The organism is Clostridium beijerinckii, from assembly GCA_003129525.1.
Taxonomy (GTDB): Bacteria; Bacillota; Clostridia; order Clostridiales; family Clostridiaceae; genus Clostridium; species Clostridium beijerinckii_D.
Map to the genome: position 1 here is coordinate 2,864,416 of CP029329.1, position 16,692 is coordinate 2,881,107.

The following is a 16,692-nucleotide window of genomic DNA, read 5'->3' on the forward strand; positions in this document are numbered from 1 at the left end:
CCTACTAACTCACTTGACAATTTTACATATAATTGTATAATTAAGGTAAAACATAAATAAAATATGATAAATATGTTAAGTTTTGAAAGAACCAATAAGATTATTACTTTTATATATTAATTAGATTGGGGGGACTTAAAATGAATGAGTTATATGAAATAGCAGAGAATAAATTGTCATTAATAAAAAATATGTATGACACTATTAGAGTTATTGATCCAATTAATAAAAATATATTAAGCACTAAAAATAATGGTATGAAAAAACTTGCTGGAAAATGCTATGAGAATTTTAATAAAGGTACACTATGTAGCAATTGTATTTCAATGAGAGCTTATTTTGAAAAAGATACATTTATTAAAATGGAGTATTTTTATAATAAGGTTATGTTAATAATTGCAACTCCTGTAACAATAAATGAACATATGTATGTTGTTGAAATAATAAAAGATATATCATCACCCAATAATAAAATGTTAAATATTAATTATGAGAATAATGTTGGTAATATAATTGACAACATAAATGAAAAGATCATTAGAGATGATTTAACAGGTGTTTATAATAGAATATATATAGAAGAAAAGCTACCATTTGATGTAAATAATAGTATTATAAATAAATATTTATTCTCTATAATCATGATAGAAATAGCTGATTTTAAAAGCTTAAACTATGAATATGGACAAGGTGTACAAGACAAAATATTAAAAGATTTTAATGAATTTATTACAAATTCAGTTATCTATGATTCATACTGGATTGGAAGATATTCTAGTGATAAGTTCATTATTGTTTTGAACAACATAGATAAAGAAGAAGCATGTAAGATTTCAGATAAAATAAGATGTTTATTAGAGGATACCTTATTTAAATATAATGATAAAATTATTAAACTAAATGCAAAATTTGCAGTTTACTGCAGTAAAAATCAAATAGTTGATATTAAAAACATTTTAACAGAATTGCAAGAAAATACCCCTGGTGAAAAGCAAAAAGGAACAGAGGAAGAATATAATAAAGATAAAAAATTATCAATATTAAATTATAAAATTCAAGAATTGAGAGATGTTTTAAATGAAATGTGTATATCTTCAGATGAAACAGAAGATTATAGAGAAACCCTAAAGATAAGTCAAGATTTAGATGAATTAATTGTGGAATATATGAAAATTTAATATAATGCAAAAACATAAAACTCAGGTTTTTAATAGTTAGAAAGCCTGAGTTTTATGTTTTTATTATTATACAACTTTTTACTTTGAAGTAAGAAATATTTACTATATGAACTTTAAGATAATGTTTACGTTATAATTATAATAGACAATGAATTATATAAAAATTAAGGAGGATAAATAATGAAAATTAAGAAATTGTTATCAATTTCAATGGCTACACTAATGATTGCAGGTTTATTTGTTGGATGTGGAAGTAAAACCACAACTGAAAGTACAAGTGAAACAACTAAAAAGACAGCAAATGAAGATTTAAAATTAACTATTTATTGTGGACTTATGGAAGATCATATGGTTAAGGTTGTAGAAGAGTTTAAAACAAAAACTGGAATTCAAGCTGAAGCTGTAAGAATGTCCTCTGGAGAAATACTTGGTAGAGTACAAGCAGAAAAAGATAATCCTAAAGCTTCTATATGGTATGGTGGACCAGCAGATGCATTTGTACAAGCAAAAGAATATGGATTATTAGAAAATTATGTTTCTGATAATGCAAAGGATATACCAGATAAATATAAAGATGCAAATGGAGCATGGACAGGAATATATGTTGGATATTTAGGATTTGTTTCAAATCAAAAATTATTAGATGAAAAAGGTGTAAAGGCTCCTACAAGCTGGGCGGATTTATTAAAGCCTGAATTTAAAGGACAAGTATCAATAGCAAATCCAGGTTCATCAGGAACTGCATATACTGCACTTGCAACAATAATTCAGATCAAAGGTGAAGAAGAAGGACTTAAATACATGAAAGAACTTAATGGAAATATTAAATCATATGAAAAATCAGGAACAGCTCCAGCAAGATTAGCAGGACAAGGTGAAGTAATGGTTGGAGTTTCATTCTTACATGATGGTATTAAGTATAGAGAAGAAGGGATGAAGGATTTAGTTTTAACTGCACCAAGTGAAGGTACAGGATATGAAATAGGCGCAACAGGAATAATCAAAGGTGGACCAGATCAAGAAGCAGCTAAGCAATTTGTTGACTTTGTTTTAAGTAAAGAAGGAGAAGAAATTGGACAAACAGTTGGATCATATCAATTCTTAACAAATAAAAATGCTGTAGCACCAGAACTTTCTAATGAAGTTAAAGGTACTAAATTAATAGATTATGACTTAGCTTGGGCAGGTAGTGTTAGAAGTGAGCTTGTTGAAAAATGGAATAATGCTATAAAATAAAGAGATATAAATTTACTAAAATTATTTAATAATTCTAAATGGAATAGGTGTGTTATCATACCTATTCCTAAATAATATATAGAGGTGATAGAAGTATGAGAATTAGTAAACGCAAAATGCGTAATAGAAATGATTTAGATGATATGAAAAAGATATGGAGAGATCCTATACTTTTTACTACAATAATATTTTTAATAATTACATTATCGATATTTATAATATACCCTCTATATTCAGTTCTAAAAGCAAGTTTTATTGAAAATTCTACCTTTTCGTTAGGTGCATATATAAAAGCATTAAAAGATATAGATTTTAGACAAACCTTTATAAATACAATAATATTAGGCTTTACGGTTGGAATATTAGCAACTGTTATAGGTTTTATTTTTGCATATGCAGATGCATATTTAAAATCTCATTTCAAAAAACTATTTAAATTAGTATCAATTCTACCAATAGTATCGCCACCTTTTGTTTTGGCATTATCAGCAATTATGTTATTTGGACAATTTGGACTTGTAACGAGACAATTATTTGGTATTAAAGATGCAAATATATATGGTTTTAGAGGACTTGTAATGGTTCAAACCATGACATTTTTCCCTGTAGCGTATCTTTTGTTAATAGGTTTATTAAAAAAGATAGATCCAAGCTTAGAAGAAGCAGCTAGAAGCATGAAAGCATCAAGGTGGCAAACATTTAGAACAGTAACACTTCCATTAATGTTACCAGGACTTGCAAATGCATTTTTACTTACATTTATTGAAGTAGTAGCAGATTTTTCAAATCCAATGGTTATTGGTGGAAACTTCTCAACTTTAGCTACAAAAGTCTATATGCAAGCTATAGGAAACTATGATATGAGTGGTGGTGCTGCCATAGCTGTAATATTATTAACCTTATCAATAATACTATTTGTGGTAGAAAAGTTCTGGATAGAAAAGAAGTCGTATGTAACAGTTACAGGAAAAGCTTCAAGAGAAAGGGAATTAATAACTGAAGCTAAAATTGTATGGCCAATAGATATAATTTGTTTAGCTATTTCAATTTTTGTATTTGCTTTTTATATATTAGTGCCACTTGGTGGAGTCTTTAAAGTAATGGGGATTGATTATTCATTAACCACAAATCATTTTCAATATGTATTTAATTTAGGATTAAAACCTCTAAAGGATACTACGTTATTATCAATTTATGCAACTCCAATTACAGGATTACTTGGTATGATTATTGCATTTATAATAGTGAGAAAAAGATTTATAGGAAGAAGCTTTATAGAATTCACTTCGATTTTGGCAATGGCAGTCCCAGGTACAGTACTTGGGCTTGGATATATAAATGCTTATAATACAAAGCCATTAATACTCACAGGAACAGGACTGATTATAGTTATTGCATTTATTGTCAGAAGTTTACCAGTAGGGGTAAGATCAGGTGTAGCAGCGCTACAACAAATAGATCCAGCTATAGAAGAAGCAGCACAAGATTTAGGGGCAAATTCATCAAAAGTTTTTGTATCTGTAACATTACCATTAATAAAATCAGCATTTTTTAGTGGGCTTGTGTATACGTTTGTAAGGAGTATGACTGCTGTAAGCGCAATAGTATTCTTAGTAACACCAAAATATCAATTATTAACAGCTTCTATTTTATCTCAAGTAGACAACGGGAGATTTGGTGTAGCATCAGCTTTCTCAACAGTGTTAATTGTTATTGTATTAATTGCAATTGCATTTATGTACTTTATACTTGGCAAGTTTGGAGTAAGTAGTAGTGATGAAAATATATTATAATGGGAGTGATATATATGCAAAGAAGTAAAGGCGTTAACATAAAAGATTTAACAAAAGTCTATTCAACTCATGGTGGGAATTCTGAATTTAAAGCTGTAGATAATATTTCAATAGATATAAAAGCTGGTGAATTTATAACTCTCCTTGGACCATCTGGTTGTGGAAAGACAACAATATTAAGAATGATAGCAGGATTTGAAATTCCAACTAGCGGGGAAATTTATTTAGGAGGAGATAAAATAAATGGTTTGACTCCTGATAAAAGAGATACAGCAATGGTATTTCAAAGTTATGCATTATTTCCACATTTAAATATTTACGACAATATTGCCTATGGACTTAAAATAAATAAAATATCAAAGGAAGACATTAAAAATAAAGTTAAAAATATAATAGATTTAGTAGGACTAAATGATATGGAGACAAGATATCCAAATCAATTATCTGGAGGACAACAACAAAGAGTTGCTTTAGCTAGGGCGCTTGTTATGGAACCAGGAGTACTATTGTTTGATGAACCTTTATCTAATTTAGATGCAAAGCTTAGAGTATATATGAGAGCAGAAATTAGAAAGATTCAAAAGCATGTTGGAATTACTGCAATTTATGTAACCCATGATCAATCAGAAGCTATGAGCCTTTCAGATAGAATTATAATAATGAATAAAGGTATAGTTGAACAAGTTGGAACTCCTAAGGAAATTTATTATAAACCTACTACAGAATTTGTAGCAGATTTTATTGGAGCAGCAAACTTTATTAGTGGAGAAATCTTAGAAAAAGGAGAAGAAAGAGCTACTATTAAAATTGGTGATATAACCTTTAAAGCACCATATAAGGGAAATAAAGAAAAAGGAGATTCTTGTAAGCTAGTATTAAGACCAGAAGCCATTGAAATTAGTAATGAAGGTTTATTTAAAGGAAAAGTATTAAGATCAACTTTTATGGGTGCCTATCAAGAGTATTTAATAGAACTTAAAAATGGAGTTTTAAAATGTGAAGATTCTAACCCACAAATTAAAAAAGTATATGAAGAAGGACAAGATGTAGTAGTGAATTTTGACAGAGATAATATTCATATAATCTAGTAAATGCAAATAAAGAAACAACATATTAACCATATAATATATTAACCATATGATATATTAAGGTATAAATGAATATCACTTTTTAGTTATCTTAGATTTTATGCCTTATAATATAAATAAGAAGGGAAATTAAATGTTATGCCTTTACAGGAAGTTGGATTAAGATTATTATTGGCGGTAATAATTGGTGGAATAATAGGATATGAAAGAGAATCAACAAATAGTCCAGCAGGCTTTAGAACACATATTTTAGTGGCCTTAGGAGCTACGTTAATTTCACTAATACAAGTAAAAATGGTTAATGAATCAATAGCATTAATAAATTCAAATGAGATTTTGGGAAATGCTATTAAAATAGATATGGGAAGGCTTGGAGCACAAGTTATAAGTGGTATAGGATTTTTAGGTGCAGGAACAATAATTCATACAAAAGGTTCTGTAAAAGGTCTTACAACAGCTGCATCTTTATGGGTAGTAGCTTGTGTTGGACTAGCAATTGGACTTGGTTACTACAGTATAAGTATCTTATCCGCATTTTCAATAGTTATAGTATTAGCCACATTAAAGAGAGTTGAAAGAAAATTTATAACTAAAGGTGAAATTTGCAAAATATATATTCAATATATAGATAAAAGTGAAGCTATGAAATGTATAGAAGGGTATATATTAACAAAAGGCATAAAAATAATTAACTTAGAATTTTATCTAGAAGAAACTGAAGAAAAAAGAAAAATTAAAAGTTGCTTACTTACTATTAAAATTCCAAAGTATGTAGATATAGATGTATTTCTAATAGAATGTGGATCAAATGAATATGTCACTCAGATTTATGAATTGAAAGATTAGAATATAGATACCAACAGTGTAAATTATAATCCGCCGAAATAAGGGTACTCTGATATAAAAAGAGTACCCTTTATTTGTGGTTGTGTATATATTCATATTATAGAAAAGCTACTAAATGAGATATATAGAGGCATATATAAAACTAAAAATAAGTAGGCATGTTTTTATTTTAGTCACACAAAATGTTCAGTAACTGGAACAGATGTATGTCTACTATAAGTGCAATTTTAACTATGAATATCTATAAATTAAAAATATACAACTATTATTTAACAAATATGCGTTAAAATAGTTTATCATATAAATATGGTAAAATTTTAAAAGTTATGAGAAAAATAATTGATAAATTTATAGGGAGATGACAGAACTTGTTTAAACACAACTTCAGCTTCAAAAGACAACTACTAATGGTATTTTTAGTTGTTGGAATAATTCCATTATTTTTATTATGGATATATGATACTTTGTTTATTATAAAATCAACTTATGATAAATTTGATTATTACACTAATAGCAATATAAATATAGCATCTAGATTAATAGATAATAATATTAATACATATGAAAATATTGTAAAGTATATTGCTGAAAATCCTGATGTACAGAGGATTATATCTAAGGAAAATAATAAAGAATACTTAATTCAAAGTAAATTTAATGATACTCAACAGTTATATCAAATATCCAATACAATATTAGCAACTCAAACTATACAAATACCACTTCATATTGTTAATCTAGATAAATCTAGTAGGTTTTCAACTACAAACTATTATTTCACAGTTTATAATGATACAAGAGGAAATTTTTATGAGAAGTTAAATAAAAATGAAGATAGAGTTGTAACTCAGGTCCATAGGCGAGTAGATGGGGAAAATTCTCAGGAGACTGTTCTTGTAATTGGAAAGTCTATAGTAGATAAAAATACAAAAGAAATAATAGGATATGTTATAGCAGATGTATATGATAGTTATTTTGATGATATCTTTGAAGATATATCATTTGTTAAGGATTCAAATATTATACTCATGGATGATAACGGATACATTATTACAGACAAAAATGATAAAAATTTCACTGGATTTAAATTTAATTCTAAATATTTAAATCAAATGACTAATAATCAAGGAGTTTTAGATGTTACTTTAGAAAATGAAGATTATAAAGGATATTATACAACAACTACCAACACAAAAATAAGGGTAATGGAATTAGTACCTGAAAAGTACTTTTTAAAAGAAGTTTTTGATAATATGAGAGTACTATTTATATTAACTTTTTTTGTAGTTACTGCAGCTATATGTTTTGTATTAATAATGTCTAAAAAGATTTCAAAGCCAATTATAGAAATGAGAGTGTTGATGAAGGAAGTAGAAAAGGGAAATCTAAAGGTATTCCTAAATAATAACACTAATGATGAAATTGGAGAATTGTCTAGAGGATTTAATGATATGGTTCATGAGTTAAATATGTTAATAGAGCAGGATTACAAGAAGGAATTATTAGTTCAGAAAGCAGAATTTAAAGCATTAAAATCTCAAGTTAATCCTCACTTTTTATATAATTCATTAGGCCTTATTAATTGGCTTGCAAGACTTGGAGAAAGCGAAGCAGTAATTGAAACTACTGATGCATTAGCCGAATTTTTTAGATATAACGTAAATACTATAGAAGACATTGTAACTGTAGAGAAAGAGCTCGAACAAATAAAGAGTTATTTGATTATTCAAAATTATAGGTATAAGGACAGTCTTCAAATTAATATTAATATAGAAGAAGGAATTAAAAAATACAGTATATTAAAACTTATGCTTCAACCATTAGTTGAAAATGCTATTGTGCATGGATTAGAAGAAAAAGTTGGACAAGGCCTTTTAATTATTAATGGTTTTGAAGAAGGAGATAACCTATGTTTTCAAATTAAAGATAATGGAGTAGGACTAAATAATAGTAAGAAAAAAGGAGAAGGGGTTGGAATTGATAATGTAAATAAAAGAATAAAACTATTTTATGGTGAAGATTATGGTATTTCATATAATAAGGAAGAACAATTTACTATATTTTCTGTAACTGTACCTAAAAAGGAGATGAAGTTAAGTGATTAAAGTTTTTATTGTAGATGATGAATATTATTCTAGAAAAGGACTTAAATGCATAATTCCATGGGAAAAAATGAATTGTGAGGTTTGTGGAGAAGCATCTAATGCTTATGAAGCAATAGATTTAGCAAATGAACTTAAACCAGACATAATAGTAACAGACATAAATATGCCAGAAGTAAATGGTATAGAAATGGCTAAGAAAATCAAGATACTTTTACCTAATGTAAAATTCATTGTTATATCAGGATATGATGATTTTCAATATGCTAGAGGAGCAATAAAAATCAATGCGTTAGATTTTATATTAAAACCAATAAAGGTAAAAGAGTTTACAGAAGCTATTATGAATGCTGTAAATTTAATAAAAAAAGAAAAAGATACAAATACAATATATAGTGAAAAAGAACTTTTAAGAATTATGAGAGGACAAAGCGAAATAGAAAATGTAAATAAATACTTTTATGGCATAAGTAAAATTAGAGTAATACTTATTAATAATGACAGCTATGAATACTTTATCAAAGAAAATAAAGAAAAGTTAAATATAAGAATTTCATCAATAATAAAAACTTGGATTTCAGAAAATATAAATGATGCATATATATTTGATGCACATTCAAATAGAATAGGTTTAATTATGAAGGATGATGTAAATGGAAATTTTTCCGAATTAATAAATAAGATTTTAGAAGAAGTGGAAGGAATTATTACTATAGCAATAACAAATTCAGGAGAACCAATAAAATTAAAATGTATTTATAGAAAAGCTAAAGATTTGTTTGAAAGATGCTTTTATAAAGGTTATGGGAAAATTCTAAATGAAGAAAAAGAAGATTCTTTTATTGTGAGTTATCATATACTTGAAGAGTTAGCAAATGAGATAGTAGATAATGTTGTTAACTGCCACAGGAAACTTTGTGAGGAAAATATCAATAAATTGTTTGATAAATTTAGTATCAGCATTACAAAGAAAGTAACAATAAATAAAATTGTAGTCGAGCTGATTTTAAAGATAAAACAAAAATTGAATGAATTAGAAATAAGCACTACATCTTTAGAAGCTATAGAAATTAAAAATGATTATAAATTAATGATAGATTTAAAATATGATTTAGAGACAGTTATAACTTTAGCTATTGAAAAAATACGAGAGTACAATGGGATATTAGAAGATAGTAGCATAAAAAGAGCGATTAGATTTATAAACAACAATTACAATAAGAATATTTCTCTTGGAATTGTTGCAAGTAGTGTTTATTTAAATGAAAGCTACTTGTGTAGAGAATTAAAACAATCTTTAGGAGTAGGATTTTTAGAATATATAAGAAAACTAAGAATAGAAAAAGCAATTGAGTTATTAAGAAGAGGCCATTCAGTAGCAACAGTTGCAGTAGAAATAGGATACAGTGACTATAGACAATTTTCCTATAATTTTAAAAAATATACTGGTAATATCCCAAGTAATTACAAAAAAGAGATTTATTAATAAAACATAGTCTTAAACATAAAGTTGTCAAAAATAAATTTACTGCTTTTTTCTAATTCCCTACACTTAGCAGGATAATTAGTATAGAATAAATTTTAAGATAAATTATGATTAATAACACAAAATATAAATAGAAGTGCTATAATTTATGTGATATTTATATTACACTATATAGAGAAATACTCAAGAAAAAATATAACTTTACTAATATTATAGTAATAAGTATAATAAAAATAGTTTCATTTTATATAACAACATAAGTTTGTATACTTTTAATTTTAGTACAAATTTTAACATTTAATAAGATAGACTAATGCATAAACACACATAATATAAAAGAGTTCTAGGAGTTAAGGAGTGAATAATATGACAGATAAAAAGACAGCGTTAATACAAAGTGCATTGGGTTCAGTATTTTCTGTTTTTAGTGAAAAAGAATTAAAAGAAATAACGGATAATAAACGAAGTATAGCTATTTGTGGGAAAATAAATAAGCCGGGAATAATACAAGTACCTGAAGGTGCTACTCTTAGAGATATAATAGAGCTTTGCGGAGGAATTATAAATAAGAGTAATTTTAAAGCAGCTCAAATTGGACTTCCATTTGGAGGTTTTTTAACTGAAGATAGCTTAGATAAAGAATTTGATTTTGGATTATTTTATGAAAATATTACCAGAACTATCATTATCTTATCACAAGAAGATTGCATAATTCAGTTTGAAAAATTCTACATAGAGTATTTACTCGCAAAAATTAAAGATGGTTCATATAAGAATTATGAAATTGTTAAAGATGATATAACTGAAATGTTTAATATTTTAGATAGAATAAGTAAAGGTGTATCTAATATCCGTGAAATTTATCTTTTGAGAAATCTTGCAGTAACTGTAAAAGGTAAAATGCATCAAAAACATAATATTATGGAAGAAATAATAGAAAAATTTTATGCGGAAATAGAAGAACATATAGAAGAAAAAAAATGCTACACATCACAATGTAATCATCTTATAAAATTAACAATTACAAAAAAATGTATTGGATGTGGAAGTTGTAAAAGAGCATGTCCTGTGGATTGCATAAATGGAGAATTGAAAAAACAACATGATATAGATTATGAGAGATGTACTCATTGTGGTGCATGTATATCAGCATGTCCTGTTGATGCTATCACAGCCGGAGATAATACTCTTTTATTCCTTAGAGATTTAGCTACACCTAATAAAGTAGTAATTACTCAAATGGCCCCAGCTATAAGAGTTGCAATAGGTGAGGCATTTGGATTTGAACCAGGAGAAAATGTTGAAAAGAAATTAGCAGCAGGTCTTAAAAAATTAGGAGTAGATTTTGTATTTGATACAAGCTGGGGTGCTGATTTAACTATAATGGAAGAAGCAGCAGAACTTCAAGATAGACTTGAAAGACATTTAGCTGGAGATGAAAGTGTTAAACTTCCAATTCTTACTTCATGTTGTCCGTCATGGATTAAATTTATAGAGGAAAACTATGCTGATATGTTAGAGGTTCCTTCATCTGCAAAGTCACCAATGGAGATGTTTGCAATAGTTGCTAAGGAGATATGGGCTAAGGAAAAAGGTCTTAAAAGAGATGAAGTGACTTCAGTTGCAATTATGCCATGTATTGCAAAAAAATATGAAGCATCAAGACCAGAATTTTCAGTAGATATGAATTACGATGTTGATTATGTAATAACAACAAGAGAGCTTATTAAAATATTTGAAAACTCAGGAATAAACCTAAAAGAGCTTGAAGATGATGAAATAGATCCAGTTATGGGCGAATATACTGGTGCTGGAATTATTTTCGGTAGAACAGGTGGAGTTATTGAAGCTGCTACAAGAACAGCTCTTGAAAAGATGACTGGAAAGAGATTTGATAATATAGAATTTGAAGGTCTTAGAGGATGGGATGGCTTTAGGGTTTGCGAGCTTGAAGCTGGAGACATGAAACTTAGAATAGGAGTTGCTCATGGACTTAAAGAAGCGGCTAAGATGTTAGATAAAATAAGATCTGGTGAAGAATTCTTCCATGCTATCGAAATAATGGCTTGTGTAGGTGGCTGTGTTGGCGGTGGTGGTCAACCTAAAATAAAAGGAAACAAACAAGTAGCATTACAAAAAAGAGCAGAAGGTTTAAATGATATAGATAGAACTAAGAATCTTAGAAGATCAAATGAAAATCCAGAGGTTCTAGCGATTTATGAAAAATATTTAGATCATCCATTAAGCCATAAGGCTCATGAATTGCTTCATACCACATATTTTCCAAGAATTAAGAAGAATAATGATTAATTTAGGATAATATAAAATATTTTAAGCACGCAAAATAAAATTTGCGTGCTTATTAGCGATAATTGTATATTTATAATATAAATTCTAAACTTATTTTTTATAGTTAGTTGTTATGAATGGATAAATTTTTTAAGTTTGGACATAATAACATATCCAAGACTAAAATTGTAAATAAATGAGGAATATATTGTTAAACTAAAAGTAGCTAATATTAAATTTAGGTTAAGTTTTGTTAAAAACAGTTTAAAATTAGTTAAAAATATAATATACTTGTACAGGATTGAAAATTTAATAACATGTCGAAGATTTATATTTTATAGGGAGAAGTGATAAGATGTTTAACTTAAAGCCAAAAGAAGATAAATTCTATAAATTGTTTTTAGAAGCAGCGCAAAATGTGAATGATGGGGCAGTGATTTTAAGAAGAAGTTTGGATACCTTATCAGATAAGGAAAGTAATGTTAATAAGATTGAAGAGTTAGAACATAACGGAGATCGATTAGTAAGTGTAGTAGTTAAAGAGTTAAATGAAGCATTTATAACTCCAATAGATAGGGAAGATATTTATTCATTAATTAAGAAAATGGATGATATATTAGACTTAATTAATTCAACAATGCATAGATTTTTAATGTATGATATTAATGAAGGTACGTCTGAATCTAAGCTTTTAGCTGATATGATAGTAGAGTGCACTGAAAATATTTTTCAATTAATGAAAGAACTAAGTTTAGTGGGCAACAAAGGAGAGCGTATTAAAGAAAGAATTCTAAGTTTACATAAAATTGAAAGTGAAGCAGATTCTTTATTTAGAAAAACAGTAGCTGAACTATTCAAAAATGAGAAAAATGCTATAGAAGTTATAAAATGGAAAGAAATATATCAAATTTTAGAAAATACTATTGATAGATGTGAAAAAATTGCAAACACTGTAGAGGGAGTTGTCATTAAGAATGCATAGTACTTTGATTGTAACAGTATTGATAGTAATTGCTGTCTTAGTATTTGACTTTATAAATGGATTTCATGATACAGCTACAGCAGTTGCTACTTCTATTACTACAAGAGCACTTACACCCAAAACTGCAATAATAATATGTTCAATATTTAATTTTGTTGGTGCATTCACTGGAACAGCGGTTGCTAAAACCGTGGGAGAAAATATTGTAAGTAATAAATCAATAGCACAATGGGTTATACTTGGGGTTTTAATTTCAGCTATAATATGGAACTTAATTACGTGGTATTTTGGTATACCAAGTAGTTCATCTCACGCATTAATAGGAGCATTAGTAGGTGGAGGAATAGCTTATAATGGTTCAATCAATGTAGTTAACTGGTATAATCTTTTTCATAGTGTAGTATTATGGTTATTTCTTTCACCGGTTATAGGATTTGTAGGCGGTTATATACTAATGAAATTATTAAATTGTATTTTAAAGCCATATAAAGTTGGTGCAGTAAATAAAATATTTTTAAAATTTCAAGTTGCAGCAGGTGCACTTATGGCTTTCAACCATGGTGGAAATGATGCTCAAAAATCTATGGGTATGATTACCATGGCACTAGTAAGTGGTGGATTTATTAGTAATTTTGAGGTGCCTACATGGGTTGTAATATCTTGTGCTTCAGCTATGGCACTTGGAACTTCTATAGGTGGAAAAAAGATTATTAAAACTATGGGGAGTGGAATGGCAAAATTAACGCCAGTAAATGGATTTGCAGCTCAAACAGGTGCTGCAGCAGTAATATTTATTGCAACATCATTTCATGCTCCAGTTAGTACAACTCACATAATTTCAACAACTGTAATGGGAGTTGGAGCATCTAAAAGACTTAAATCAGTAAAATGGGGTGTAGCTAAAAATATAGTTTGGGCTTGGGTTTTAACTATACCAATTACAGCTGGTCTTTCAGCATTAATAATAACTATAATTAAGCTATTTACATAATTTTTCAAAAATAAGTGTTATTATAGTTATAGAGAGTGATAAGCAAATATTTTTCTAAACAGGATAAAACACATTGGAAAACAGAAAAGGCCAATGATGGGCAGTATATTTGGTGTTAATTAAGGAGGCGAGTTATGCCAAAAGCATAACTCTCCAACAAAATATGATAAAAAATAGATAAGTATATTTGGTCTATTATTTTTTAATGTACATAAAAGAAGTCTAAAGATAATCTAGTTAATAGTAAGCAATATAGAAATTATATTAAATGTATTTAAATATTTATTAAATTTAGGTAAATTTAATATAATTTAACGGGGCTATAAGATCTAATAATATGTCGAATGTTTATATTTTTAAGGAGATGTAGTTAAGGATGTTTAGTACTATGACAATAACAATATTAATAGTATTGTTAGTAATAATATTTGACTTTATAAATGGATTTCATGATACAGCTACAGCAGTTGCTACTTCTATTACTACAAGAGCACTTACACCGAGAGTGGCTATAATAGTATGTGCAATATTTAATTTCATGGGTGCATTCACAGGCACAGCAGTTGCTAAAACTGTAGGTGAAAATATTGTGAGTTTTACATCTATACCTCAGTGGGTTATTTTGGGGGTTTTAATTTCATCAATAGTATGGAATCTAATTACTTGGTATTTTGGTATTCCAAGTAGTTCATCCCATGCATTAATTGGCTCACTTGTGGGAGGTGGAATTGCTTATACCTGCACATTTGATGTTGTTAATTGGTATAATCTTTTTCATAGTGTAATATTGTGGTTATTTCTTTCGCCAGTTATAGGATTTGTAGCAGGTTATATACTAATGAAATCATTGAACTGGATTTTACAGCCATTTAAAGTTCGTGTGGTAAATAAAATGTTTTTAAAACTTCAAGTTATTGCAGGCGCATTTATGGCATTTAACCATGGCGGAAATGATGCTCAAAAATCTATGGGAATAATAACAATGGCGCTACTCAGTGGAGGATTTATAAATACATTTGATGTTCCTACATGGGTTATAGTAGTTTGTGCTTCAGCTATGGCACTTGGAACTTCTATAGGTGGTAAAAAGATTATTAAAACTATGGGGAGTGGAATGGCAAAATTAACACCGGTAAATGGATTTGCAGCTCAAACAGGTGGATCATTAGTAATATTATTGGCAACATTATTCCATGCTCCAGTTAGTACAACCCATATAATTACAACAACTGTAATGGGTGTTGGAGCATCTAAAAGAATTAAATCAGTAAAATGGGGTGTAGCAAAAGACATAGTTTGGGCTTGGGTTTTAACTATACCAATAACAGGGGGTCTTTCAGCATTAATAATAACTATAATTAAGCTCTTTATATAATTTTATGAAAGTTTTATATTTATAGAAAGATGAGAAATATAAAATTCCTTAAACTTAAGAAATCTGCAGATCTTCATATAGTGGAGCGTCTACAGGTTTGTTTTATTATAGAGATAAAAATGTATACCTATTATTTCAGAGGCATACATACGTTGTTACATGCAATTAGTTTTGCATTCACTGCAATTACATGTTGTATCAGAAGACTCCAAATGTATCATGACTTCAGCATATTTTAGAACTTGTTCTATATTCTGTTCAATTCTATCACATATATCATGAGCTTCTTTAATTGATTTATTTTCAGGAAATACTAAATGTAAGTCTATATATCTTATTCGTCCAGATTTCCTTGTTTTAAGATCATGATAATTACAAAATACAGAATCATATCTATTTATTTTATCTTTAATTATTTCAATTTCTTCATCAGATAATTTAACATCTAAAAGAGGATTAAACGCAGTTTTTAATAATTCAAAAGATTCTTTTAATATAAATATAGCAACTAAAATTGCAACTATTGGATCTAAGTAATTTAAACCAGTAATCCATATAAGAAATAAACCACCACCTACACCTAATGATGTATAAACATCAGCTTTTAAGTGAAGGGCATCAGCCTCTAACGCAATTGAATCCTCTTGCTTAGCAACTTTATATAACTTTTTTGATACTATAAAATTTATAGCAGCAGAAATAAACATAACTATAAATCCAAGTCCAACAGAGTCTATTTCGCCAGGATTAATAATCTTCTTTACAGCTTCAATTATTATCCAAATAGAAGCAACAAAGATAAGCAAAGCTTCTATTACACCGGAAATATTTTCCACTTTACCATGTCCATAAGGGTGTGTATCGTCAGCGGGTTTATCAGATATTCTTACGGAAAAAAACGCTATTACAGCAGCGAGTAAATCCATAGTTGAATGTATAGCTTCAGATATTATACTTACTGACCCAGTAAAAAGGCCAACAACTAATTTCATAATTATTAAACTTGTATTTGAAAGTAGCGATAATCTAGCTACTTTAACTTTAGCATTCATATAAAAAACCTCCATAATTTAACTATTTATTTATCATTTGATAATATACATTGGAACGTTTTAGTTGGAACTAGATAATGCAATCAAAATTAGTTGAATATCAATTAATCAAACAAATTATATATAATAATATACCCAGATATAATAGAAAGTCAAGGATTTAAGCCAATTAGAATATACTATCAATTGATAATGAATTGTAATATTGTATAAAAATTATTATCTAATGTACTTTTGCAATAAAATTGAATAAATTAGTAATAGAGTTATTATC

Annotated in this window: 12 protein-coding genes; 11 read left to right on the forward strand and 1 reads right to left on the reverse strand. The window is 28.0% G+C overall.

What is annotated here, in order from left to right; translation table 11 throughout:
• Positions 1 to 140 precede the first annotated feature (140 nt).
• The 11 genes from DIC82_12685 (at position 141) to DIC82_12735 (ending at position 15,366) form a co-directional block, all read left to right on the forward strand.
• A complete protein-coding gene (locus DIC82_12685) occupies positions 141 to 1,178 on the forward strand; it encodes a GGDEF domain-containing protein (protein AWK51821.1) in 1,038 nt (345 codons plus the stop codon).
• A gap of 222 nt (positions 1,179 to 1,400) precedes the next feature.
• On the forward strand, positions 1,401 to 2,414 hold the full coding sequence (locus DIC82_12690; GenBank protein ID AWK53086.1) for an iron ABC transporter substrate-binding protein: 1,014 nt from the start codon (positions 1,401 to 1,403) through the stop codon (positions 2,412 to 2,414).
• A gap of 116 nt (positions 2,415 to 2,530) precedes the next feature.
• A complete protein-coding gene (locus tag DIC82_12695) occupies positions 2,531 to 4,207 on the forward strand; it encodes an ABC transporter permease (GenBank protein ID AWK53087.1) in 1,677 nt (558 codons plus the stop codon).
• Between the two features lie 14 nt (positions 4,208 to 4,221).
• The gene (locus tag DIC82_12700) at positions 4,222 to 5,295 is read left to right on the forward strand and encodes a polyamine ABC transporter ATP-binding protein (protein AWK51822.1); all 1,074 of its coding nucleotides are present in this window, start codon (positions 4,222 to 4,224) and stop codon (positions 5,293 to 5,295) included.
• Between the two features lie 138 nt (positions 5,296 to 5,433).
• The gene (locus DIC82_12705) at positions 5,434 to 6,141 is read left to right on the forward strand and encodes a methyltransferase (protein ID AWK51823.1); all 708 of its coding nucleotides are present in this window, start codon (positions 5,434 to 5,436) and stop codon (positions 6,139 to 6,141) included.
• Positions 6,142 to 6,509: 368 nt separating this feature from the next.
• On the forward strand, positions 6,510 to 8,246 hold the full coding sequence (locus DIC82_12710; GenBank protein AWK51824.1) for a hypothetical protein: 1,737 nt from the start codon (positions 6,510 to 6,512) through the stop codon (positions 8,244 to 8,246).
• Positions 8,239 to 9,729 carry a hypothetical protein gene (locus tag DIC82_12715; protein ID AWK51825.1) on the forward strand — a complete coding sequence of 497 codons (1,491 nt, stop codon included), beginning with the start codon at positions 8,239 to 8,241 and terminating at the stop codon, positions 9,727 to 9,729. Before DIC82_12710 ends, DIC82_12715 begins: the two co-directional genes overlap by 8 nt.
• Positions 9,730 to 10,095: 366 nt before the next feature.
• Complete coding sequence (locus tag DIC82_12720) at positions 10,096 to 12,039, forward strand: hydrogenase (GenBank protein ID AWK51826.1); 1,944 nt, start codon at positions 10,096 to 10,098, stop codon at positions 12,037 to 12,039.
• A gap of 334 nt (positions 12,040 to 12,373) precedes the next feature.
• Complete coding sequence (locus tag DIC82_12725; GenBank protein ID AWK51827.1) at positions 12,374 to 13,000, forward strand: DUF47 domain-containing protein; 627 nt, start codon at positions 12,374 to 12,376, stop codon at positions 12,998 to 13,000.
• The gene (locus DIC82_12730; protein AWK51828.1) at positions 12,993 to 13,991 is read left to right on the forward strand and encodes an anion permease; all 999 of its coding nucleotides are present in this window, start codon (positions 12,993 to 12,995) and stop codon (positions 13,989 to 13,991) included. Before DIC82_12725 ends, DIC82_12730 begins: the two co-directional genes overlap by 8 nt.
• Positions 13,992 to 14,367: 376 nt before the next feature.
• Positions 14,368 to 15,366, forward strand: coding sequence for an anion permease (locus tag DIC82_12735; GenBank protein ID AWK51829.1), 999 nt, complete (start codon positions 14,368 to 14,370; stop codon positions 15,364 to 15,366).
• Between the two features lie 155 nt (positions 15,367 to 15,521).
• Here the strand turns inward: DIC82_12735 and DIC82_12740 are convergent, their stop codons facing one another.
• The gene (locus DIC82_12740) at positions 15,522 to 16,418 is read right to left on the reverse strand and encodes a cation transporter (GenBank protein ID AWK51830.1); all 897 of its coding nucleotides are present in this window, start codon (positions 16,416 to 16,418) and stop codon (positions 15,522 to 15,524) included.
• Positions 16,419 to 16,692: the final 274 nt, after the last annotated feature.

Excerpts from the sequence above, each read along its gene's own strand:
- DIC82_12720 (AWK51826.1), top strand. The coding sequence starts at position 10,096 with ATGACAGATAAAAAGACAGCGTTAATACAAAGTGCATTGGGTTCAGTA.
- DIC82_12690 (AWK53086.1), top strand. The coding sequence starts at position 1,401 with ATGATTGCAGGTTTATTTGTTGGATGTGGAAGTAAAACCACAACTGAA.
- DIC82_12700 (AWK51822.1), top strand. The coding sequence starts at position 4,222 with ATGCAAAGAAGTAAAGGCGTTAACATAAAAGATTTAACAAAAGTCTAT.
- DIC82_12735 (AWK51829.1), top strand. The coding sequence starts at position 14,368 with ATGTTTAGTACTATGACAATAACAATATTAATAGTATTGTTAGTAATA.
- DIC82_12685 (AWK51821.1), top strand. The coding sequence starts at position 141 with ATGAATGAGTTATATGAAATAGCAGAGAATAAATTGTCATTAATAAAA.
- DIC82_12740 (AWK51830.1), bottom strand. The coding sequence starts at position 16,418 with ATGAATGCTAAAGTTAAAGTAGCTAGATTATCGCTACTTTCAAATACA.
- DIC82_12695 (AWK53087.1), top strand. The coding sequence starts at position 2,531 with ATGCGTAATAGAAATGATTTAGATGATATGAAAAAGATATGGAGAGAT.
- DIC82_12730 (AWK51828.1), top strand. The coding sequence starts at position 12,993 with ATGCATAGTACTTTGATTGTAACAGTATTGATAGTAATTGCTGTCTTA.
- DIC82_12705 (AWK51823.1), top strand. The coding sequence starts at position 5,434 with ATGCCTTTACAGGAAGTTGGATTAAGATTATTATTGGCGGTAATAATT.
- DIC82_12725 (AWK51827.1), top strand. The coding sequence starts at position 12,374 with ATGTTTAACTTAAAGCCAAAAGAAGATAAATTCTATAAATTGTTTTTA.